The following is a 20,989-nucleotide window of genomic DNA, read 5'->3' as shown; positions in this document are numbered from 1 at the left end:
CACCGGCCCGCGCCGCGGCCCGACACGTCGGGCCGCGCATCCGCGCGCCGGTCAGGTGCCGGCGTCGCCGGCACGGCGCCGCGCCCGGCGGTAGGCGGCGCCGAGGGTGCCCGCGATCAGCGCCGCGCCGACCCCGATCTGCGGCAGGTCGAAGTGGCCGACGCTGCCGCCCACACCGGCCCGGACGCCGTGGTGACGCACGGGTGGCGGCGGGGGAGTCGGGTTGACAGGCCGGCCGCCCGCGATGGTCAGATCCACCGTGCGGGAGCCCCCCTTCGAACAGGTGAACCGGACCGAGTAGATCGCCCCCTGTCTGGCGTCCCGGTCGACGGTCGCGACGGCCGTCCGGTGGTGCCGTGCGATGGTGACCGTGTCGAAGACGCCCGAGGAGACGGTGGTGGAACCGCCGCACCCCTCGGCGCGCAGGGTCACCTTGCCGCCCGCGGCGATCGTCGTGGGCGTCACGCTGACCCGGAACGGGTCGGACGACGCGTGCGCGGCGACGGCGGCCGGGGCCGCGAGGGACAGCGCGGTGGCGGTGAGCAGAGCGGTGGCGGCGGCGGTGCGTATCGCGGTCATATCGGTTCCTCCGGGTCCACGAGGAGCGGCTGCGGACCGGGTTCCGCGGGCCGGGGGACGGGCCCCTCGCTGTTCAGAACGCTAGGGACCCGCCCGGACGGGCGCGATCCGTGTCGGGCGAACGGGGCAAGCCCGTGGGCCGGTCAGGCGACCCGACGGCGCGCCGGGGCCACGAGCGCGGTCAGCGGGCGCCCGGAAAGAGCATCAGGAACGGTTCTGCCGTGGCCGCCAGTCCCCGGCTGTAGGGCGCGTCGAAGTCCCAGATGAGGAAGAGCAGGAAGGCGATCAGCGACGAGAACAGCCCCGCGAGGAGCAGTTCTCGCGGGGTGCGCCGGATCTGCAACGCGAAGATCATCCCGATGGTGATGACCGCGCCGGTGATCAGCCCGAACCACACCACCCCCGGCATCGTGGCCCCCGTCGAGTCGGCCCGCGCGCCACGCGCCTGGTCGGCCGCGGTGACCTCGTCGAGCAGCGGCTGATATGCCTGCGCCTGGAAGTCGTCGCGCGGCTCGAAATCGGTGACGTCGTGCCGCATCTTCGCGAAGAGACGGTCGCCCTCGGGCGTCAGCTCGCCCTTCGTGCGCATCACCCGCCACTCGGTCGTCACGACATGGCTGACATACCTGTCGACATCGGCGCGGATCCGGTCGCGTGCGCTCTGCGGGTAGACCCGTACGCGTTCGTGGATCTCGTGCAGCGCCTGCGCCTCGTCGCGGACGTCCTGCTGGGCCGCGCTGCGCGCCTCCCACACGCCCGCGATGGCGAGGCCAAGCACGATCGCGTAGACCACGCCGATCATCATCGTCATGTACTCGATGACGTCCGGAGTCTGGGACGGGTCGTCGTCGTCACCGATCCTGCGCTGCTGCAGGACCTGGACGATGAGCACGACGGCGCAGACGGCCACCATCGCGAGGGCGAGAACAAGCCATTCCGACATCGGTCTTCTCCATGGATGAGGTCAGCGGGGCCGCAGCGCGGCGACGGCGAGCACCGCGGGCGCGGTGATGAGCAGGGTGAGCGTGACCAGCGAAGGCCGCCCGTGGGGGCGGCTGTGGTGCGCCGCGGGACGGTAGGCCGGGTAGTGCACCGGCGTCGGCGACGGGCGCGGACGCACGCTCGGCGTCGGGGTGGGCGACGGGAGCGGTGGCGCCGGGGGAGGAGGCGGAGGAGGTGGCGGTGGCGGGGGTGGCGGTGGCGCAGGCGGTGGGTCGGCCGGAGTGTGCCGCTGCGGTGTGGGTGTCGGTGTCGGTGTGGGCCTGCGCGGCGGGGGCGTGCTCGGCCCGGCGCTGCAGAACGCGCCGTCGCCGGAGACCGCCACCACGCCGCCTCGCGCCCCGCCGTCCACGGACGCGTAGGCGCAGTCGGAGGACGGGGCGAGGCCGGTCGCGGCCGCGGCGGGAACGGAGCCGCACAGCCAGGCGGTGAGCGCCACCGCGAAGAGACGCATGACCAGGGCGAGCCCGGTCGGTATGGATCGAAGCACGCCGAGGATCATGATCAGCGCGCCTGACGGGCACGCGGCGACGGCCGATGTTTGGTCCGAACGGGGGGAGTTGCGGCAGAACGGGTTTACCGCGAATCCCGAACCCGGTGGTGGTGTGTTCGCGGGGAAACCCGTGGTGACGACGGTGACGCAATACCGCGCCGGAAAGGACTCAGAGTCTTCGAGTCCGTCCGGAAAGGACCAGGTGACACCGTCAAGTGACCGGCCGGTGACAGGGAAGTCAACCACTTGGTCGCCGGTTCCTCCGCCGGGCAGGGGGCGGTGCGCGCGGTGGGGTGCGCACAGTAGAGTCGTCGCAGGATTCGGCAGGTGCCGGTCCGTTCCCTTTATGGCCGTTCACTGGCCATCTGTCCGGAACGGGCCGGTTCTTTTCCGCGGGGAAAGAGTTGGTTTCGGGGTGGTTTCGCGCCATTGTCAATTGGCACGTGCCGGGGGCAGTGACCGAGAACGGATGGTCAATTTCCGCTTTGGGTCGCTCCGTTGGCAGGTGATCAGTAGCCTCGGCTCGAACACCGGCTCGCCTACGCCTTGGAGAGATTGATGCAGCGTCCCGCCTGGGCTCCACACGGCATCGACATCACGGTGCCCAGTGTGTCCCGGATATACGACTACTACCTGGGCGGTTCGCACAACTTCGAGGTCGACCGGGAAGCCGCCCGCAGGGCCATGGAGTTCATGCCGGGACTGCCCAAGATCATGCAGGCGAACCGGGCGGTCATGCGGCGGGCCGTGCGCTACGCCCTCGACCAGGGCATCACCCAGTTCCTCGACATCGGCTCCGGCATCCCGACGTTCGGCAACGTGCACGAGGTGGCGCAGCGGGCGAGCCCCGGCGCACGCGTGGTCTACGTCGACCACGACCCCGTCGCCGTCGCGCACAGCAAGGCCGTACTCGAAGGCAACCCGGACACCGCCGTGCTCGCCGCCGATCTGCGCACCCCCAAGGACATCCTCACCAGCGCCGAGGTACGCGAACTCCTCGACCTCGACCGGCCGGTGGCGCTGCTCCTCATCGCCGTACTGCACTTCGTCGAGGACGATGACGACCCCGTCGGCGCGGTGGCCGAACTCAGTGCGGCGCTGGCACCCGGAAGCCTCCTCGTTGTGACGCACGCCTCCTACGAGGGCATGCCCATATCGACGGACCGTGCCGACGGCGCGGTCGACGTCTACCGGAACGAGGTCCGCAATCCGTTGATCATGCGGAGTCACGAGGAGATCGCGCGGTTCTTCACCGGGTACGAGACGGTGGAGCCCGGTATCGTGCCGATGCCCTTGTGGCGGCCGCAGACCGCGCCCGAGGACGAGGACCCGTACACGTTCGCGGGCTATGTGGGAGTGGGGCGCAAGGCGTGAGCGAAGAGCCGGGCGGACCGGAGGACAGACTGCGCAGGTTCGCCACCATCTGGAGCCGGGCCATCTACCCGGTGACGGCGACGTCCCTGACGAGACCCGAGTTCGAGCACGAACTCGTGCCGCTCGCCAGGAGACTGCGCGCCGCGCTGGCCGCGCGGGCCTTCGACAGCGGGCAGGCGCGCGGCGTCGGCGCCGCGCTGATCGGCGCGCACTGCACCGATCCCGAGGCGCTCAGCCGCACCCTCGACGTGGTCGACGCCTACCTGGTGCTCTACTGCGGCGAGGAGGCGTCGGGTCCGGAGCGCGAGGACGATCTGCGTGCCCGCTGCGGCCGCATCCAGCACGCGGTCGCCGCGGGCTTCGCCGCCGCGCTGCGCGACCGCACGCTCGTCGAGCAGGAGGCCATCTCGCGGGCCGCCCTGGACGCGCGCAGCGCCGTCGCCGAGGCGCTGCACGCGAGCGAGGCACGGTTTCGCGCGGTGTTCCACGGCGCCGCCATCGGCATCGGCATAGCGGACCTCGACGGCACGGTCCTCGAGGTGAACGACGCGCTGGTACGGATGTTCGGCGGCGCCGAACAGCTGCTGCGCGGTCGCAACGTCGCCGAGTGGACCCACCCGGAGGACGCTCCGCAGGTCTGGCACCTCTACCACGAGCTGGTGCGCGGCGAGCGCGAGCACTACCGGGTGGAGAAGGCGTTCTACCGGCCCGACGGCACCGCGCTGTGGACCAACCTGACGGTGTCGCTGCTGCGCGACGCCGACGGGCAGCCGCAGTACCAGCTGGCGCTGATGGAGGACACCACCGAGCGCCGACTGCTCAACCTGCGCCTTCGCTACGAGGCCACGCACGACGCGCTGACCGGGCTGCCCAACCGCACCCTGTTCTTCGAACGGCTGGAGAAGGTGCTCGGCGCCGGCGAGAGCATGCGTTTCGGCCTGTGCTATCTGGACCTCGACGGCTTCAAGACCATCAACGACAGCCTCGGTCACGCCGTCGGCGACCGTCTTCTGGTCGAGGTCGCCGACCGGCTCCAGTCCTGTGCCACGGCGCCCGGCGAGATGGTGGCCCGGCTCGGCGGAGACGAGTTCGTCGCCCTGACCACCGGCGCGGACACCGCGGCCGAGGTGGACGACCTCGCCGGACGCATCATGCACGCCCTGTCCGCGCCCATCCGCATCGACGGGCGGGAGCTGTCCGTACGCGGCTCCATCGGCATCGTCGAGGGCCCGGCGAGCGAACGCAGCCCGGCCGAGGTGCTGCGCAGCGCCGACATCACGATGTACCGGGCCAAGTCGGCGGGCGGCAACCGCTACGAGCTGGCCGACCCGGAGGCCGACGCCCGCGCCATCACCCGGCACGGGCTGACCACGGCGCTGCCGGCCGCCCTGGACCGCGGCGAGTTCTTCATCGAGTACCAGCCGCTCGTCCGTCTCGGCGACGGCAGCGTGCGCGGCGCGGAGGCGCTGGTGCGGTGGCTGCACCCGCAGCACGGCGTGCTGGGCCCCGACCGGTTCATCCCGCTCGCCGAGCACACCGGTCTGATCGTGCCGCTGGGCCGCTGGGTCCTGGAGGAGTCGGTCCGCCAGGCACGCGTCTGGCAGGAGCGGCACGCGGACGCCGGACCGATGCGGATCAACGTCAATCTGTCACCGATGCAGCTCGCGCACCCCGGGCTCGTCGCCGACACGGTGGAGATCCTGGAGCGGTGCGGGCTCTCGCCGTCGGCGCTGTGCCTTGAGGTGACGGAGTCGGCGCTGATCGGCGCGGACGACGATCTGCTCAAGCCGCTGCGGCGCCTGTCGGAGATGGGCGTGGACATCGCGCTCGACGACTTCGGCACGGGGTACTCGAACCTGGCGAACCTGCGGCGGCTGCCGGTCAACGTACTCAAGCTGGACCGTTCCTTCACGCAGGGCATGCAGCAGTTCCCGGCGGACCCGGTCGACCTCAAGATCGTCGAGGGGATCGTCTCGCTGGCGCACGGGCTCGACCTGTCGGTCACCGTCGAGGGCGTGGAGACGGGCGCGCAGGCCGAACAGCTGCGCGTGCTCGGCTGCGACACCGCGCAGGGCTGGTACTACGCCCGTCCCGGCCCGCCGGACCGCCTGCACGAGCTCGCTCTGGCGGACGCGACGGGGTGAGCGTGGTCCGGGTTCGGGTCGCGTCGTGGCCCGCACCCGCCGGACCGCGTCGCGCCCCGGCTATGCCCCGCCCCGCCCGACGAGCATCCGCTGCAACTCCCGCGCGGCCCGCGGCGGAGCCACGTCCGAGCGGTGGGCCAGAGCGATGGTCCGGTGCAGGCCGGGGCGGGCCAGCGGGGTGACCCGCAGGTCCGCCCCCGCGCGCGTGGCGACCATCCGCGGCACCACCGCCACCCCGAGGCCCGCCCGGACGAATCCGAGCACCGCGTCCATCTCGCCGCCCTCCACCGCGAAGTCCGGATCGAACCCCTCCGCCCGGCACGCGGCCACGGTCAGCTCCCGCAGGTCGTAGCCGTGCCGGAACATCACGAGCCGCTCGCCCTCCAGGTCCGCGATCCGCACGGCCGCCGCGCCCCGGCCGGGCGCCGGGGCATCCGGTGACGAGACCACGACCAGCTCCTCCCGCAGCAGCTCCACGGTCGTCAGCGCGGGCGCCGGCGAGGGCAGCGGCAGCACCACGAGCGCCAGATCCAGGGCGCCGCGGGCGAGTTCCCGTACGAGATCGTGCGAACCGCCCTCCTCGATGAGCAGCTGGATGCCGGGGTAGCGGTCGTGGAAGGCGCGCAGCACGTCGGGCAGCAGGCCGGTGCACAGGGACGGCGTCGCGCCGAGGCGCACCCGGCCGCGCCTGAGCTGCGCCAGCTCCTGCACCTCGTGGCGCGCCGTGTCCGCGTCGGCGAGGATCCGGCGGGCCAGCGGCAGCAGCGCCTCGCCCGCGTCGGTGAGGCTGATGTTGCCGCGCGCCCGCAGGAACAGGTCGGCGCCGAGCTCGCGCTCAAGGGCCCGGATCTGCTGGGACAGCGAGGGCTGCGCGACATGCACCGTCTCCGCCGCGCGCGTGAAGTGCCGGGTCTCGGCGACCGCGACGAAATACTGGAGCTGCTGGAACTGCATGCCGACCAGAATAGTGTCCACGATAGCCAGCGGCTATGGAAATGAGGCGGACCATGTCTTGGACCGATCGGGCCCTTCGGCCCTAGCGTCTTGTGACATGGCTCTGGCAACGCGGACGGACCGACGGCCGTCGATGACGCGCACGCTGTGGGACAGTACCGTCGGCAAGAAGACCGTGATGGCGGTCAGCGGCATCGTGATGCTGCTCTACCTGGTCGCCCACATGATCGGGAACCTCAAGATCTTCTTCGGCCCCGACGAGATCAACCACTACGCCCGCTGGCTGCGCACGATGGGTGAGCCGGTCCTGCGCTACGAGTGGGGCCTGTGGATCCTCCGCGTCGTCCTCGTCACCGCCGTGATCGCGCACGGCGTCTGCGCGTACCAGCTCAGCCGCCGCGACATCAAGGCGCGCCCGAGCAAGTACGTGCACAGCAAGCCGCGCGCGAGCTACGCCACACGCACCATGCGCTGGGGCGGAGTCATCCTGGCCCTGTTCGTCGTCTGGCACATCCTCGACCTGACGACCGGCACCGTGCACTCCGGCGGTTACCAGCACCTGCACCCGTACCAGAACATCATCGACACGTTCTCGACCTGGTACGGCGACGTCATCTACATCGTGGCGGTGCTCGCCATGGGCCTGCACGTCCAGCACGGCTTCTGGAGCGCCGCCCAGACGCTCGGCGCCGGCAGCCGGACCCGTGACCGCGTCCTGAAGACCGTCGGCAACGTCCTCGCCGCACTGCTCACGGCCGGCTTCATCTCCGTGCCCGTGGGCGTCATGACCGGATTGGTGAGCTGACCCATGAGCACCTCGCACGAGTACATCCAGTACGAGACCGGGGAGCCGGTCGCCGACACCAAGGCCCCGGCGGGCGATGTCCACGAGCGGTGGGACAAGCGCCGTTTCGAGGCGAAGCTCGTCAACCCGGCCAACCGCCGGGGGCACACCGTCATCGTCGTCGGCACCGGCCTAGCGGGCGGCTCGGCGGGCGCGACCCTCGCCGAACAGGGCTACCACGTCGTCCAGTTCTGCTACCAGGACTCGCCACGACGCGCCCACTCGATCGCCGCGCAGGGCGGCATCAACGCCGCGAAGAACTACCGCAACGACGGCGACAGCGTCCACCGGCTCTTCTACGACACCGTCAAGGGCGGTGACTTCCGCTCCCGCGAGTCGAACGTGCACCGCCTCGCCCAGATCTCCGTCGAGATCATCGACCAGTGCGTCGCGCAGGGCGTGCCGTTCGCGCGCGAGTACGGAGGGCTGCTCGACACCCGTTCGTTCGGCGGCGTGCAGGTGTCGCGCACGTTCTACGCCCGGGGCCAGACGGGCCAGCAGCTGCTGCTCGGCGCCTACCAGGCGCTCAGCCGCCAGATCGCCGCCGGCAACGTCGAGCTGCACCCGCGCACCGAGATGCTCGATCTGATCGTCGTCGACGGCAAGGCGCGCGGCATCGTCGCCCGCGACCTGATCACCGGGAAGATCGACACGTACTTCGCGGACGCCGTCGTCCTCGCCTCCGGCGGCTACGGCAACGTCTTCTACCTGTCGACCAACGCGATGAACTCCAACGCGACCGCCGCCTGGCGGGCGCACCGGCGCGGCGCCTACTTCGCCAACCCGTGCTTCACGCAGATCCACCCCACCTGCATCCCGCGCACCGGCGACCACCAGTCCAAGCTGACGCTGATGAGCGAGTCGCTGCGCAACGACGGCCGGATCTGGGTGCCCAGGGCCAAGGGCGACGACCGGCCGCCGCACCAGATTCCCGAGGACGAGCGCGACTACTACCTGGAGCGCATCTACCCGTCGTTCGGCAACCTCGTACCCCGCGACATCGCCTCCCGCGCCGCGAAGAACGTGTGCGACGAGGGCAGGGGAGTGGGCCCCGGCGGGCAGGGCGTCTACCTGGACTTCGCCGACGCCATCAAGCGCATGGGCCGAAAGGCCGTCGAGGCCAAGTACGGCAACCTCTTCGACATGTACCAGCGGATCACCGACGAGGATCCGTACCAGGTCCCCATGCGGATCTACCCGGCCGTGCACTACACGATGGGCGGCCTGTGGGTCGACTACGACCTGCAGACCACCATTCCCGGCCTGTTCGCCATCGGCGAGGCCAACTTCTCCGACCACGGTGCCAACCGGCTCGGCGCGTCCGCGCTCATGCAGGGCCTGGCAGACGGCTACTTCGTCCTCCCGGCCACCATCAACGACTACCTGGCCCGCCACCCGCACGAGGAGCCGGTCACCGCCGAGCACCCCGTCGCCGCCGAGGCGGTCCGCGAGACCGAGGACCGGCTCGCCCGGCTCCTCGCCGTCGACGGTGACCGCACTCCCGACTCCTTCCACCGTGAACTCGGCGAGCTCATGTGGGAGTTCTGCGGCATGTCCCGCACCGATGAGGGCCTGCGCAAGGCACTCGACCGCATCCCGCAGATCCGCGACGAGTTCTGGCGCCGCATCAAGGTCCCCGGAACCGGCGAGGAGTTCAACCAGTCCCTGGAGAAGGCCAACCGGATCGTCGACTACCTGGAGCTGGCCGAGCTGATGTGCCTCGACGCGCTGCACCGCGCCGAGTCCTGCGGCGGCCACTTCCGCGAGGAGTCGCAGACCCCCGACGGCGAGGCCGCCCGCAGGGACGACGCGTTCTCCTACGTCGCCGCCTGGGAGTTCACCGGCACCGGCACCTCCCCGGTGCTGCACAAGGAAGACCTCGTCTTCGAGTACGTCCACCCCACCCAGCGGAGCTACGCATGAAGCTCACCCTGCGCGTCTGGCGCCAGAAGAACGCCGACGCCGAAGGCGCCATGTCCACGTACGAGGTGGACGGCATCTCGAAGGACATGTCGTTCCTGGAGATGCTCGACACGCTCAACGAGGAGCTCATCCTCAAGGGCGAGGACCCGGTCGCCTTCGACCACGACTGCCGCGAGGGCATCTGCGGCGCGTGCTCGCTCGTCATCAACGGCGACGCGCACGGTCCCGAGCGCACCACCACCTGCCAGCTGCACATGCGGTCCTTCGAGGACGGCGACACGATCGACATCGAGCCGTGGCGCGCCGCCGCCTTCCCGGTCGTCAAGGACCTGGTCGTCGACCGGTCCGCGTTCGACCGGATCATCCAGGCGGGCGGCTACATCACGGCCCCGACCGGCGCCGCCCCCGAGGCCCACAGCACCCCCGTGCCCAAGGCGGACGCCGACTACTCGTTCGAGCACGCCGAGTGCATCGGCTGCGGCGCCTGCGTCGCCGCCTGTCCCAACGGCGCGGCCATGCTCTTCACCTCGGCCAAGATCAACCACCTGAACGTGCTGCCGCAGGGCGCGCCCGAGCGCGAGACCCGCGTGCTCGACATGGTCGCGCAGATGGACGAGGAGGGCTTCGGCGGCTGCACGCTGACCGGCGAGTGCGCCACCGCCTGCCCCAAGGGCATCCCGCTGTTCTCCATCACCGGCATGAACAAGGAATGGCTGCGCGCGAACCGGAAGGTCAGCCGCTGAGCCGACGATGAACGTCCCGCGAAGAGCGCGGGGTGGGCGGGACCGGGAGTGGTGCTCAAACCCCCGGTCCCGTCGTCGTCTCCTGAATGTCCTCTGTGTCTCCTGCGGCGTGTGTGCCTCCTGTGTCCCCCGCGCCGCGCGGCGGCCCACGGCCCAGAGGAGACGGCACGGTGACACGCCCGGGTACGGCCCGCACGGCCGGCCCGGAACCGGCGTGCTTCGACGGCGAGCTGGAAGGCCACCTCACCGCGGAAGCGGCCGACGGCGCGGTCGACCGGCTCGCTGCCTGGGCGGCGGAGCGTGGGGTGGATACGTCGCCCGCCTGGCGGCTGTACGGGAACCGCTCGCGGCACAAGCCGAGCGCGAGACGGACCTCGGGCCCTACGACCGGTGGGCGCACGGGGTCGGCCCCGCTCGTCGACCATGTTCGTACGACCGCCCCGCACACGCCCGTGCAGGAGGTGGCGTGGCGGGCGGTGGGCGCTCCTGGTGGCGGTCGACGTCGTGCGCGAGGCCGACGGGCGGGAGGCGATGACGTTGGACGAGGTGTGCTCCGCCGCCTTGGAGCAGGACGACACCCGGTCCTTTCCACGCACCCGCCCCGACCTGTGCGCACGCGTCCTGGACCGTCTGCGCCGAGGGGCCGCCCTCGGTCAGCCGCGCAGGGCGCGCGCCAGGTACGGCGCCGTACGGCTCCCGGCGGCGCCCGCGACGTCGCGGGGTGTGCCCGCCGCGACGACCCTGCCGCCCTCGTCGCCGCCGCCCGGACCCATGTCCACCACCCAGTCCGCCCCGGCGGCCACCGTCATGTCGTGCTCGACGACCACCACGGAGTTCCCGGCGTCGACGAGGCCGTGCAGCTGGCGCAGCAGCACCTCCACGTCGGCCGGATGCAGTCCGGTCGTCGGCTCGTCGAGCAGGTACAGCGTGTGGCCGCGCCGCACCCGCTGCAACTCACCCGCCAGCTTGATGCGTTGGGCCTCGCCGCCGGAGAGCTCGGTCGCGGGCTGGCCGAGCCGCAGATAGCCGAGTCCCACGTCGCGCAGCGTGCGCAGGCTGCGCCGCACCGCGCCCGCCGCGTCGTCTTCGGCGAAGAACGCGGCCGCCGCCTCCACGGTCAGGTCGAGCACCTGCGAGATCGTCCGGCCCCGGTAGGTGACCTGGAGCGTATCGGAGTTGTAGCGGGCGCCCGCGCAGTCCGGGCACGGCGCGTACGTGCTCGGCAGGAACAGCAGTTCGACGCTGACGAACCCCTCGCCCTGGCAGGTCTCGCACCGTCCGCCCGCGACGTTGAAGGAGAACCGGCCGACGCCGAACCCGCGTGCCTTCGCCTCCTCGGTGCCGGCGAAGAGTCTGCGGACGACGTCGAACAGTCCGGTGTACGTGGCGAGGTTGGAGCGGGGCGTGCGTCCGATCGGCTTCTGGTCCACCACGACCAGTCGCCCCACGCCCGCGAGTTCCTCGCCGATCTCGCCGATCAGCGTCGACTTGCCCGAGCCGGAGACACCGGTGACGGCGGAGAACGCGCCGAGCGGGAACTCGGCGCTCACGTCCCGCAGGTTGTGCCGGGTGACCGGCCCGACCTTCAGCCGGCCCTTGGGCGCACGGACGCGCCGCCGCGGCGCCGGAGCGGTGTCGAAGAGGAACCGGGCCGTCGCCGACCCCGCGACGTTGCGCAGACCGTCCACCGGCCCGCTGTGCAGCACCTGCCCACCGTGCTCACCGGCCAGCGGGCCCACGTCGACGAGCCAGTCCGCGTGCCGCACCACGTCGAGGTGGTGCTCGACCACGAACACCGAGTTGCCCGCCGCCTTGAGCCGGTCGAGGACCGTCAGGAGCGACTCGGTGTCGGCCGGGTGCAGCCCGGCGGACGGCTCGTCGAGGACGTACACGACGCCGAACAGCCCCGACCTCAACTGCGTGGCCAGACGCAGACGTTGCAGCTCACCCGCCGAGAGCGTGGGCGTGGGACGGTCGAGCGAGAGATAGCCGAGGCCCAGCTCCGTGACCGTGGCGATGCGCGCCCGCAGATCCTCGGTGAGGACGCGTACCGTACGCGGCGCGTCGTCCGGCACCGCCAGGACGTCGGCGAGTTCGGTGAGCGCGAGGCCCGCGAGCTGCGCGACGGTCCGCCCGGCGAACGTGACCGCCAGCGCCTCCGCCCGCAGCCGCGCACCGCCGCACTGTGGGCACGGCTCGCTCCGCAGGAACTTCTCGGCCTTCGCCCGCAGCGTCTGGCTCTTGGAGTCCGCGAACGTCTTGAGCACATAGCGGTTCGCGCTCATGTACGTGCCCTGGTACGGACGGTGGATGCGGCCCGCCTCGCGCACCGGATGGACCGTCACGACCGGCTGCTCCTCGGTGAACAGGATCCAGTCGCGGTCGGCCCGCGGCAGCTCCCGCCAGGGCCGGTCGACGTCGTGGCCGAGGGCGTCGAGGATGTCGCGCAGGTTCTTGCCCTGCCAGGCGCCCGGCCAGGCGGCGATGGCGCCCTGCCGGATCGAGAGCGACGGGTCGGGCACGAGCAGTTCCTCGGTGGTCCGGTGCACCCGCCCCATGCCGTGGCACCGCGGGCAGGCCCCGGCCGCCGTGTTCGGTGAGAAGGCGTCGGAGTCGAGCCGCTCGGCGCCCTGCGGGTACTCCCCGGCCCGGGAGAACAGCATACGCAGCGAGTTCGACAGGGTGGTCACCGTGCCGACGGACGAGCGGGACGTCGGCGCCGCACGGTTCTGCTGCAACGAGACGGCAGGCGGGAGACCGGTGATCTCCGTGACCCTCGGCGCGCCCACCTGGTGGATGAGGCGCCGCGCGTACGGGGCCACCGACTCGAAGTAGCGCCGCTGCGCCTCCGCGTACACCGTCCCGAAGGCCAGCGACGACTTGCCGGACCCGGACACCCCGGTGAACACCGCGAGCACGTCACGCGGAATGTCCACGTCGACGCCGCGCAGATTGTGCTCACGGGCACCGCGCACCCGGACCATGCCGTCGTGACGAGGATCGGGCGAGGGCGAGGCGTCGGGCATGGGGCGCGGCTCCAGGTCGTACGGACAAACCCCACCATCCTAGGCCGGGCGTGCCGACGGTGCCGGGTGTGACGGGCCTGCCGGGCCCACCCGACCCGGGCGGGCGAGCTCGGCGAGGCGGCGGTAGGAGGCGAGCAGGCCCTCGCGTTCGTACGCGCTGGTCGTGACCAGCACCTCCTGGGCCCCGCTGTCCTTGAGGACGGTCTCCAGCTCGTCGGCGACCTGGTCACGCGTGCCCACGACGTGGCCGCGCAGGCCGCCCTCGTACAGCTCCCGTTCCTTCGCCGACATCGCCAGGGCCTCGATCCGCTCGGCGGGCGGAAGCGGCGGGAACGTGCCGTGGGTGCGCGCGTGCGCCATCGACCAGGCCTCGCCGATCAGCAGGCGGCGCGCCTCGGCCTCTGTCTCGGCGACGGCGACCGTGCCGGAGACCACGACGTACGGCTCGGCGGACCACGCCGACGGGCGGAACTGCGCGCGGTAGCGGTCGATGCCGCGCAGCATCCTGTCCCGGCCGCGGAAGTCGCCGATCACCATGGGCAGACCGGCACGGGCGGCGATCGACGCGCCTTCCCCCATCGCGAGGACGAACGGCGGCACCGAAAGGCCCTCCGGCGGACGGGCGCGCACCCGTGCCGGTGAGGTGCCCGAGAAATACGCGAGCAGTTCGTCCAGCTGCCCGGCGAAGTCGTCCGCCACGTCCTTGTCCCGGCCGAGGGCTCTGCGCACGCCGTCCGTGAACCCGACCGAACGGCCCAGACCCATGTCGATCCGCCCCGGGAACAGCGACTCCAGGACCCCGAACTGCTCGGCCACCACGAGCGGCTGGTGGTTGGGGAGCATGACGCCGCCGGTGCCCACGCGCAGCGTGCTCGTCGCGGCGGCCACGGCGGCCGCGAGCACCGTCGGAGCGGAGCCCGCGACGCCGGGCACGCCGTGGTGCTCCGAGACCCACAGGCGGTGGTAGCCGAGGCGTTCGAGGTCCTGGGCGAGCGCGACGGTGTCGCGCAGGGCCTGCGCGGCGCTGTGGCCCTCGCGGGTGCGCGAGCGGTCCAGGACGGAGAAGGGGACGGTCCCGAGCATGGTGGTCACGAGGGTGTCAACGCGATGGAGCCGCCAGGATTCCCGTTCCCGGCCGGCACGGCCGATCTACAGTGGCGTACGTGAACCGGGACGCACGGCCGCTGGCCGTCTTCGACCTCGACGGGACGCTCGCCGACACCGCGCACCGCCTGCGCTACCTGGAGCGCACTCCCCGCGACTGGGACGCGTTCTTCGCGGCGGCCCCGCACGACCCGCCGCTGCCGCAGGGCGTCGAGCTCGCCCGGCGCAGCGCGGGGGAGTGCGAGGTCGTCTATCTGACCGGGCGCCCGGAGAGGTGCCGCGCCGACACGGTGGCGTGGCTCGCCGCGCAGGGGCTGCCGCCGGGCGACCTGCACATGCGCCGCGACGCCGACCGCAGGCCCGCGCGCCGCACCAAGCTCGACCTGCTGCGGCGCCTGGGCCGTGACCGGGACGTGCGGATGCTGGTCGACGACGACGAGCTGGTGTGCGACGCGGCAGCACAGGCGGGTTTCCCCGTCGTACGGGCGCGGTGGGCGGCCACATCGGCTGTGCTGCGGGACGCGCAGGAGCGCGAGGGGCGTACCTGAGGGCACACCTGAAGGGGGCCGGCCCGCCGTCGGCTCAGTCGTTCTCCTCCAAGCGGAACCCGACCTTCAGGCCCACCTGGAAGTGCTCGATCTCGCCGTCGACGATCTGCCCCCTGACCTGGGTGACCTCGAACCAGTCCAGATTGCGCAGGGTCTGCGCGGCGCGCGCGACCCCGTTGCGGATGGCCTGGTCGACGCCCTCGTGGGACGAGCCGACGATCTCGCTGACGCGATACGTGTGATTCGACATGTCTCCACCGTGCCCCAGGTCGCGGCGGCCCGCGAGAGGTACCGGCCCGGCCGGGTGCCGGAGCGGCGCCCGGCGCAAGGCTGTTCCGGCGGTAACCCTTGACCCCGGCATTGGTACATACCAAAATCCAGCCACACCCGTCCGAGCCGCACGCTCCCTCCCCCCACGTCGGGACCCACTTCCCACCCGCCGGAAGAAAGTGACCCACGTGAGACCGCGCCGCGCCGTCCTGTCCATCGCCTCGCTCTCCGCTGCCTGCCTGCTCCTGACGGGGTGCGGCGCGTTGCCGGGCAGCGGCCACGACCACCAACGCCGCACGGTCACCGTGTGGCTGATGCGCAACAGCGCCTCCGGCGGATTCGTCGACCGCTTCACCAAGGACTTCGAGGCCCACCACCCCGACCTGCGCCTCTCCGTCCGCGTCCAGGACTGGACAGGCATCGGAGCCAAGGTCACCAAGGTACTCGCCGGTCACGGTGGCGCCGACGCACCCGATGTCATCGAGGTCGGCAACACGCAGGTCCCGCAGTACGTCGACGGCGGCCGACTCCTCGACCTTTCCCTGGAGTCGGCGCGGGACCTCGGCATGGACGACTGGCTGCCGGGCCTCGCCACGCCCGGCCGCGAGAGCTCACACCAGTACGGCATCCCCTGGTACGCCGCCAACCGCGTGGTCATCTACAACAAGGACCTCTTCGCCGAGGCGGGCATCAAGACCCCGCCCAGGACCCGTCAGGCGTGGCTGGAGGCCACGCGGCGGCTTGACACCAAGACCACCCAGGGCATCTACCTCGCGGGCCAGGACTGGTACACCTTGGCCGGGTTCGTCTGGGACGAGGGCGGCGAACTCGCGCACGACAACGGCGGCGTGTGGACCGGCGCCCTCGACAGCCGCGCGGCGCTGCGCGGTATGGCGTTCTATCAGCAGTTGCAGTCCCTGGGCGACGGACCCAAGGACGCCGACGAGGAGCACCCCTCGCAGGCCGACCGGTTCGCGCGCGGCGACGTCGCGCAGATCATCGCCGTGCCCGGCGCGGCGCAGCGCATCCTTCACGCCAACCCCGCGCTGAAGGGGAAAATCGGCTACTTCCCCGTGCCCGGCAAGCGTGCGGGCCGCGCCGGAGCCGTCTTCACCGGCGGCTCCGACCTGATCATCCCCGCCGACACCGACGACCGGCGGGGCGCGGTCGCCGTGGTGGAGGCGCTGGCCGGCAAGAAGTGGGACACCGAGCTGGCCAGGACCATGAACTACGTGCCCAACAAGTCCGACCTCGCGACGGCCGTCGCCGGGGAGCCGGGCGTCGCCGCGATGGCCGTCGGCGCCGCCCACGGCCGGGCCACGCCCGCCTCCCCGCTCTGGGCGAACGTGGAGGCGGGCGACAACCCCATCAAGACGTACATGACACGGGTCCTCACCGGAGCCGACCCGGCAGCGGCGGCCAAGCGGGCGTCACGGGTGATCACGGACCGGCTCGACGAGAGCGTCGACTAGCAAGGGCGTGTTTCGCAAGGAGCGTCGTCCGCCCGCCGGGCAGGCGGGACTTTCGGAACACGCCCTCGGGGCTGTCATGCCACGGTGCTCAGGCAGAGCGCGAACCTCCCGCCCTCGTCCGTCCACCACCGGGCCGGCTCCAGCCCGGCCTGCCGCAGTTCGTCGCCCAGGCTCTCGCGTCGGAACTTCGCCGAGATCTCCGTCCGCAGCTCCTCGCCGGCCGCGAAGTCGACCGCGAGGTCGAGCGCCGGGATCTTGACGGTCTGCGCCGCGGTCGACCTCAGCCGCATCTCGATCCACTCGTGCTCCGCGTCCCACACCGCGACGTGCGCGAACGCGTCGAGGTCGAAGTCGGCGCCCAGCTCACGGTTGACCACCGCCAGCACGTTCTTGTCGAACGCGGCGGTGACGCCGGTCGGGTCGTCGTACGCGGCGACGAGCGTCGCCGGGTCCTTCACCAGGTCCGCGCCGAGCAGGAAGAAGTCGCCCGGCGACATCAGCGCCCGTACCGCCGCGAGGAACTCGGCGCGCTCCCCGGGCAGCAGATTGCCGATCGTGCCGCCGAGAAAGGCGACGAGCCGGGGCCCCGGAGTCTCGGGCAGGGTGAGGCCGCGCGTGAAGTCGGCGACGAGCGCGTGGATGTCCAGCGCCGGATGCTCGTCGAGCAGCACCTTCGCGGCTCCGCGCAGCGCGCTCTCGCTCACGTCCACCGGCACGTACGTGGACAGCGAGGAACGCTCGGCCGCCGCGTCCAGGAGGTGGCGGGTCTTGTCGGAGGATCCTGAACCCAACTCGACCAGGGTGCGCGCGCCGGTCGTCGCCACGATCTCGGCGGCCCGCGCCACGAGGATCTCCCGCTCGGCGCGCGTGGGGTAGTACTCCGGCAACGTGGTGATCTCGTCGAACAGTTCGGAGCCGCGGGCGTCGTAGAACCACTTCGGCGGCAGAGTCTTGGGCGTACCGGTCAGGCCGTGCAGGACATCGGCCCGCAGCGCCGCCGCCGTCGCGTCGTCGGGCAGCGTACGGGTCAGTCGGAACAGGGGGAACGAGCTCACGCGGAAGGCTCCTTGAGCGGGGTAAGCCGGACGTCGCCGCGGCGGGCGACGAGCAGCGTACGGTCGGGCACTTCGGTCCAGCGGGAATCATCGTCGTAGGGTTCGGAGGCGACGGCGGCGGCGCCGCGGTCGGGATCGGCGCGGTACCAGAGGGTGTCGCCCCAGGCCGTCGCCGCGATCGTGTCGCCGTCGGTGGCCAGGAAATTGAGGCGGGCACGCGGCGCCGCCAGGGCGCTCTCGCGGGCCGTCTCGGCGAGGGCCCGGCCCATGTCGTCGCCCGCGCGCAGCCGGCGCAGCGCCAGCGCCCACAAGAACGCCGAGTCGCAGCGGGCCTCCAGGCTCAGCAGGTCGAGGGCGGGAACCGACGCCGCCAGCGGCGCGAGGGAGCCCGGCCAGTCGGGCACGGCGCCGTTGTGGCTGAACAGCCACGGTCCATGGGCGTACGGGGCGGCCGCCGCCTCCCCGTCGGCACCGGCCAGCGTCGCGTCCCGGACCGCCGCGAGCAGCGCGCCCGAGCGCACGACCCGCGCGAGGTCCATGAACGACGCGTCGCCCCAGACGGGCGCGGCCCGCCGGTACCGGGCCGGAACCGGGTCCCCGGCCCCGTACCAGCCCACTCCGAAACCGTCGGCGTTGACCGTGCCGTGCCGCTGGTGGCGCGGTGCCCACGACTGGCGCACCAAGCCGTGCGGCGGCCGCACGAGCAGCTCACCCAGGGCCACCGGGGGCCCCACGTAGGCGAGGTGACGGCACATCAGGCGACCTCCCCGGGGCGGGCGTCGCGCGCCGTGCGGAACCCGGCGAAGATCTGCCGCCGCACCGGATAGTCCCAGTTGCGGAACGTGCCCCGGCACGCCACCGGGTCGACGGCGAACGAACCACCGCGCAGCACCTTGTGGTCGGGGCCGAAGAAGACCTCCGAGTACTCGCGGTACGGATAGGCCACGAATCCCGGGTAGGGCCGGAAGTCGCTCGACGTCCACTCCCATACATCGCCCATCAACTGCCGTACGCCGAGCGGCGACTCACCGGCCGGGTAGCTCCCCGCGGGGGCCGGGCGCAGATGGCGCTGGCCCAGGTTGGCGTGGTGGGGCGCCGGGTCCTCGTCGCCCCACGGATAGCGCCGCGAGCGGCCCGACGCGGGGTCGAGGCGGGCCGCCTTCTCCCACTCGGCCTCCGTCGGAAGCCGCCGCCCCGCCCATCGGGCGTACGCGTCGGCCTCGTACCAGCTCACGTGCACCACGGGCTCGCCGGGCGGCACCGGCTCGCTCGCCCCGAACCGCCGGCGCAGCCACTGCCCCGACTCCTCGCGCCAGAACAGCGGGGCGCGCAGGCCGTACTCGCGCACCATGACCCAGCCCGCCGGGGCCCACCACCGCTCCTGCTCGTATCCGCCGTCCGCCATGAACTCCTGGTAGGCGGCGTTCGTCACCGGCGTCGTGTCCAGATGGAACGCGGGCACCAGCCGCTGGTGCGCCGGGCGTTCGTTGTCCAGCGCCCACGGCTCGGCCGACGTGCCCATCGTGAACGGGCCGCCCGGTATCAGGACCTCGGCCGGCCCGTCGAACGGGGCGGCGAGCGGTGCGGGGTCCGGCGCGGTGAGCGCCTGCGCGCCTCTGCGCAGCTGATGGGTGATCAGCATCGTCTCGTCGTGCTGCTGTTCGTGCTGGGCGATCATCCCGAACGCGAACCCCGAACGGGTGAGCCGGGCCGCTGCGTCCGCGTCGAACGACGCCTTCTCCACGATGTCCAGGGCGCGCCCGCGCACCTGCGCCGCGTACCCGCGCGCCTCACCCGGCGCGAGCAGCGGCAGCTTCGGGCGCTCGGCACGCGGGTGCTCGAACGCGTCGTACAGCGGGTCGATCTCCGGCCGCATGGCCTCCTGGCCCGCCACGGCGCGCAGCAGCCACTGCTCCTCCTGGTTGCCGATGTGCGCCAGATCCCACACCAGGGGCGACATCAACGGCGAGTGCTGCGCGGTCAGTTCGTGGTCCTCCACGCAACTGGTCAGCAGCGTGGTGCGGCGGCGCGCGTCCTGGAGCGCGGTGACCGCGCGGCGCCTGAGCTCCTCCGGATCCGTGGTGACGTTCTCCTGGTGGGTCATGAGCGGACGGTCCTCCCGTGAACGGGTTTCTGCAGCAGATCGAGCACGTCGTCGGCGGGGCAGCGGCCGCGGGCGACATGGCGGTGCGCGAACTCGGCGACCGCCCGCCGCACGTCGTGCGCCGCCCCGAGGCGCGGCAGCGCGTCGAGCGCCACGTCGAAACAGTGCGCCGCCGCCTCGCGCAGCTGTGGATCGGCGAGCCCGAGACGGGCCGCGTCCCGCCACAGCGGGTTGTGCGGGGCGGGCAGGGGCCCGGCCCGCTCGGCCAGCGGCTTGAGCGTGCGGTACACGGTCTCGGCGGCCTGCGGATCGTCGAACAGGGCGGCGGTCACCGCCAGCGGAACCAGCCACCCGTCCTCGCCCGACTGGGCGTCGATCATGCGCAGTTCGAGATGGCCGCGGGGCCGAACCGGCGGAAACAGCGTCGTCAGGTGATAGTCGAGATCGGAACGGGTCGGCGGCCGCGGCAGTCCCGTCCGGGCCCACTCGCGAAACGTCAGCCCGTCCGGCACCTGCCACGGTCCGCTGTCCGTGCGCACGCACATCACCGGGGCGTCGAGCACGTGCCGCGCCCACGCCGCGCGCGGCTCACCGTCCAGCGCCGGCGCCCCCGAGCGGCCCGCGTCGATCCGCTCCCACAGCAGCTGCCGCGTCGAACGCCAGCCGGTCGGTCTGCCGCCCAGCATGGGGGAGTTGGCGAACGCGGCGACGAGGACGGGACCGAGCCGATGGGCCAGGTGCCACCGCCTCGCGTAGCCCAGCGGCCCCGGCTCCTCGTGCCCGGCGTCCAGACACACCTGCACCGAGGCCGAGGAGCACATCATGCAGCGCCCGGCGGGACCGGCCCGGTCGAGGGACTCCTCCAGGGCGTCGTAGCGGGGCTGGCGCAGCACCCGGCGCGGCGGCCGCCACGGATCGGTGCCGTGACCGGTCAGCACGAGGCCGTGAGCGGTGAGCGAGGAGCGGACGGCGGTCAGATCGGCACGCATGGCCGAGACGCATTCCGTCAACGTGGCGGCGGGCGGCGAGCTGAGCTCCAGCTGCCCGCCGGGTTCCACGGTGAGCGCCGAGCGCAGGGGCAGGGCGCGCAGTGCGGCGTACGCCGCGTCGAGTCGTTCGGGAGGTAACGGGAGCCGCGGCCGGTGCGGCTCGTGGACGATCCACTCCAGTTCGACACCGACCGCCGAGGGCGGCCCCGTCTTGAAGCAGATGCCCTGTACCAGATCCTCCGCCGCGACGTCGGTGACCAGGTCACCGAGCGCCGTGCGGTCAGCTTCGCTCATGTTGGGATCCTCCTGATCCTCACGCGTTCCATAGTCGCCGGTGGGAACCGAACCGTCGATTCGACGGTCCCGCG

18 protein-coding genes are annotated in these 20,989 nt (G+C 72.2%); 7 read left to right on the top strand and 11 right to left on the bottom strand.

The window, feature by feature from the left end:
- Positions 1 to 51: 51 nt before the first annotated feature.
- The 3 genes from OFY01_RS24165 to OFY01_RS24155 all read right to left on the bottom strand — a co-directional run bounded on the left by OFY01_RS24165 (position 52) and on the right by OFY01_RS24155 (position 2,068).
- Entirely contained in the window at positions 52 to 579 is a 528-nt protein-coding gene (locus OFY01_RS24165) for a hypothetical protein (protein ID WP_266603234.1), read from the bottom strand.
- 181 nt (positions 580 to 760) lie between these two features.
- Positions 761 to 1,522 (bottom strand): bestrophin-like domain, encoded by a 762-nt coding sequence (locus tag OFY01_RS24160; protein WP_266603233.1) that lies wholly within the window; start codon positions 1,520 to 1,522, stop codon positions 761 to 763.
- 21 nt (positions 1,523 to 1,543) lie between these two features.
- Positions 1,544 to 2,068, bottom strand: a complete 525-nt coding sequence (locus OFY01_RS24155; protein ID WP_266603232.1) for a hypothetical protein — start codon at positions 2,066 to 2,068, stop codon at positions 1,544 to 1,546.
- A 561-nt stretch (positions 2,069 to 2,629) separates the two neighbouring features.
- On the opposite strand from OFY01_RS24155, the gene OFY01_RS24150 reads away from it, so the two are divergent.
- Together OFY01_RS24150 and OFY01_RS24145 are read left to right on the top strand one after the other, a co-directional pair.
- Complete coding sequence (locus OFY01_RS24150; RefSeq protein WP_266603231.1) at positions 2,630 to 3,445, top strand: SAM-dependent methyltransferase; 816 nt, start codon at positions 2,630 to 2,632, stop codon at positions 3,443 to 3,445.
- A complete protein-coding gene (locus tag OFY01_RS24145; protein WP_266603230.1) occupies positions 3,442 to 5,589 on the top strand; it encodes a putative bifunctional diguanylate cyclase/phosphodiesterase in 2,148 nt (715 codons plus the stop codon). Before OFY01_RS24150 ends, OFY01_RS24145 begins: the two co-directional genes overlap by 4 nt.
- 60 nt (positions 5,590 to 5,649) lie before the next feature.
- Here OFY01_RS24145 and OFY01_RS24140 read toward each other — a convergent pair whose 3' ends face one another.
- The gene (locus OFY01_RS24140; RefSeq protein WP_266603229.1) at positions 5,650 to 6,543 is read right to left on the bottom strand and encodes a LysR family transcriptional regulator; all 894 of its coding nucleotides are present in this window, start codon (positions 6,541 to 6,543) and stop codon (positions 5,650 to 5,652) included.
- 97 nt (positions 6,544 to 6,640) lie between these two features.
- On the opposite strand from OFY01_RS24140, the gene OFY01_RS24135 reads away from it, so the two are divergent.
- The 3 genes from OFY01_RS24135 to OFY01_RS24125 are packed head-to-tail and all read left to right on the top strand — an operon-like array spanning position 6,641 to position 10,053.
- Positions 6,641 to 7,348 (top strand): succinate dehydrogenase, encoded by a 708-nt coding sequence (locus OFY01_RS24135; protein ID WP_266603228.1) that lies wholly within the window; start codon positions 6,641 to 6,643, stop codon positions 7,346 to 7,348.
- Between the two features lie 3 nt (positions 7,349 to 7,351).
- Complete coding sequence (locus tag OFY01_RS24130) at positions 7,352 to 9,310, top strand: fumarate reductase/succinate dehydrogenase flavoprotein subunit (RefSeq protein WP_266603227.1); 1,959 nt, start codon at positions 7,352 to 7,354, stop codon at positions 9,308 to 9,310.
- Positions 9,307 to 10,053, top strand: coding sequence for a succinate dehydrogenase/fumarate reductase iron-sulfur subunit (locus tag OFY01_RS24125; protein ID WP_266603226.1), 747 nt, complete (start codon positions 9,307 to 9,309; stop codon positions 10,051 to 10,053). The genes OFY01_RS24130 and OFY01_RS24125 overlap by 4 nt, the downstream gene beginning before the upstream one ends.
- Before the next feature lie 653 nt (positions 10,054 to 10,706).
- Here the strand turns inward: OFY01_RS24125 and OFY01_RS24120 are convergent.
- Together OFY01_RS24120 and OFY01_RS24115 are read right to left on the bottom strand one after the other, a co-directional pair.
- Positions 10,707 to 13,079, bottom strand: coding sequence for an excinuclease ABC subunit UvrA (locus tag OFY01_RS24120; RefSeq protein ID WP_266603225.1), 2,373 nt, complete (start codon positions 13,077 to 13,079; stop codon positions 10,707 to 10,709).
- A gap of 39 nt (positions 13,080 to 13,118) precedes the next feature.
- Positions 13,119 to 14,162 carry an LLM class flavin-dependent oxidoreductase gene (locus OFY01_RS24115; RefSeq protein ID WP_407700412.1) on the bottom strand — a complete coding sequence of 348 codons (1,044 nt, stop codon included), beginning with the start codon at positions 14,160 to 14,162 and terminating at the stop codon, positions 13,119 to 13,121.
- A gap of 80 nt (positions 14,163 to 14,242) precedes the next feature.
- Here OFY01_RS24115 and OFY01_RS24110 point away from each other — a divergent pair, with 80 nt between their 5' ends.
- Positions 14,243 to 14,731: a phosphatase domain-containing protein gene (locus OFY01_RS24110; RefSeq protein ID WP_266603223.1), complete on the top strand. Its 489-nt coding sequence runs from the start codon at positions 14,243 to 14,245 to the stop codon at positions 14,729 to 14,731.
- A gap of 34 nt (positions 14,732 to 14,765) precedes the next feature.
- Here OFY01_RS24110 and OFY01_RS24105 read toward each other — a convergent pair whose 3' ends face one another.
- Positions 14,766 to 14,981: a dodecin gene (locus tag OFY01_RS24105; protein WP_266603222.1), complete on the bottom strand. Its 216-nt coding sequence runs from the start codon at positions 14,979 to 14,981 to the stop codon at positions 14,766 to 14,768.
- Between the two features lie 208 nt (positions 14,982 to 15,189).
- Here OFY01_RS24105 and OFY01_RS24100 point away from each other — a divergent pair, with 208 nt between their 5' ends.
- Positions 15,190 to 16,473, top strand: coding sequence for an extracellular solute-binding protein (locus tag OFY01_RS24100; protein WP_407700411.1), 1,284 nt, complete (start codon positions 15,190 to 15,192; stop codon positions 16,471 to 16,473).
- A gap of 74 nt (positions 16,474 to 16,547) precedes the next feature.
- Here the strand turns inward: OFY01_RS24100 and egtD are convergent, their stop codons facing one another.
- The 4 genes from egtD to egtA are packed head-to-tail and all read right to left on the bottom strand — an operon-like array spanning position 16,548 to position 20,915.
- Entirely contained in the window at positions 16,548 to 17,528 is a 981-nt protein-coding gene (gene egtD / locus OFY01_RS24095) for an L-histidine N(alpha)-methyltransferase (protein WP_266603220.1), read from the bottom strand.
- The gene (gene egtC, locus OFY01_RS24090; protein WP_266603219.1) at positions 17,525 to 18,283 is read right to left on the bottom strand and encodes an ergothioneine biosynthesis protein EgtC; all 759 of its coding nucleotides are present in this window, start codon (positions 18,281 to 18,283) and stop codon (positions 17,525 to 17,527) included. The genes egtD and egtC overlap by 4 nt, the downstream gene beginning before the upstream one ends.
- Positions 18,283 to 19,632, bottom strand: a complete 1,350-nt coding sequence (egtB, locus tag OFY01_RS24085; RefSeq protein ID WP_266603218.1) for an ergothioneine biosynthesis protein EgtB — start codon at positions 19,630 to 19,632, stop codon at positions 18,283 to 18,285. The genes egtC and egtB overlap by 1 nt, the downstream gene beginning before the upstream one ends.
- Positions 19,629 to 20,915, bottom strand: coding sequence for an ergothioneine biosynthesis glutamate--cysteine ligase EgtA (gene egtA / locus OFY01_RS24080; protein ID WP_266603217.1), 1,287 nt, complete (start codon positions 20,913 to 20,915; stop codon positions 19,629 to 19,631). The genes egtB and egtA overlap by 4 nt, the downstream gene beginning before the upstream one ends.
- Positions 20,916 to 20,989 lie beyond the last annotated feature (74 nt).

Origin of the sequence: Streptomyces beihaiensis (assembly GCF_026274175.1) — a bacterium.
In the GTDB taxonomy this organism is placed as follows: Bacteria; Actinomycetota; Actinomycetes; order Streptomycetales; family Streptomycetaceae; genus Streptomyces; species Streptomyces beihaiensis.
Note: the sequence above shows the minus strand (reverse complement) of the source record. Positions and strands in the feature narration are given on the sequence as shown.

Bases quoted from the DNA above. Each gene is read 5' to 3' on its own strand.
- OFY01_RS24120 (WP_266603225.1), bottom strand. From the start codon at position 13,079: ATGCCCGACGCCTCGCCCTCGCCCGATCCTCGTCACGACGGCATGGTC.
- OFY01_RS24135 (WP_266603228.1), top strand. From the start codon at position 6,641: ATGGCTCTGGCAACGCGGACGGACCGACGGCCGTCGATGACGCGCACG.
- OFY01_RS24165 (WP_266603234.1), bottom strand. From the start codon at position 579: ATGACCGCGATACGCACCGCCGCCGCCACCGCTCTGCTCACCGCCACC.
- egtA (WP_266603217.1), bottom strand. From the start codon at position 20,915: ATGAGCGAAGCTGACCGCACGGCGCTCGGTGACCTGGTCACCGACGTC.
- egtB (WP_266603218.1), bottom strand. From the start codon at position 19,632: ATGACCCACCAGGAGAACGTCACCACGGATCCGGAGGAGCTCAGGCGC.
- OFY01_RS24130 (WP_266603227.1), top strand. From the start codon at position 7,352: ATGAGCACCTCGCACGAGTACATCCAGTACGAGACCGGGGAGCCGGTC.
- OFY01_RS24150 (WP_266603231.1), top strand. From the start codon at position 2,630: ATGCAGCGTCCCGCCTGGGCTCCACACGGCATCGACATCACGGTGCCC.
- OFY01_RS24115 (WP_407700412.1), bottom strand. From the start codon at position 14,162: ATGCTCGGGACCGTCCCCTTCTCCGTCCTGGACCGCTCGCGCACCCGC.
- OFY01_RS24140 (WP_266603229.1), bottom strand. From the start codon at position 6,543: ATGCAGTTCCAGCAGCTCCAGTATTTCGTCGCGGTCGCCGAGACCCGG.
- OFY01_RS24160 (WP_266603233.1), bottom strand. From the start codon at position 1,522: ATGTCGGAATGGCTTGTTCTCGCCCTCGCGATGGTGGCCGTCTGCGCC.
- OFY01_RS24125 (WP_266603226.1), top strand. From the start codon at position 9,307: ATGAAGCTCACCCTGCGCGTCTGGCGCCAGAAGAACGCCGACGCCGAA.
- egtC (WP_266603219.1), bottom strand. From the start codon at position 18,283: ATGTGCCGTCACCTCGCCTACGTGGGGCCCCCGGTGGCCCTGGGTGAG.
- OFY01_RS24105 (WP_266603222.1), bottom strand. From the start codon at position 14,981: ATGTCGAATCACACGTATCGCGTCAGCGAGATCGTCGGCTCGTCCCAC.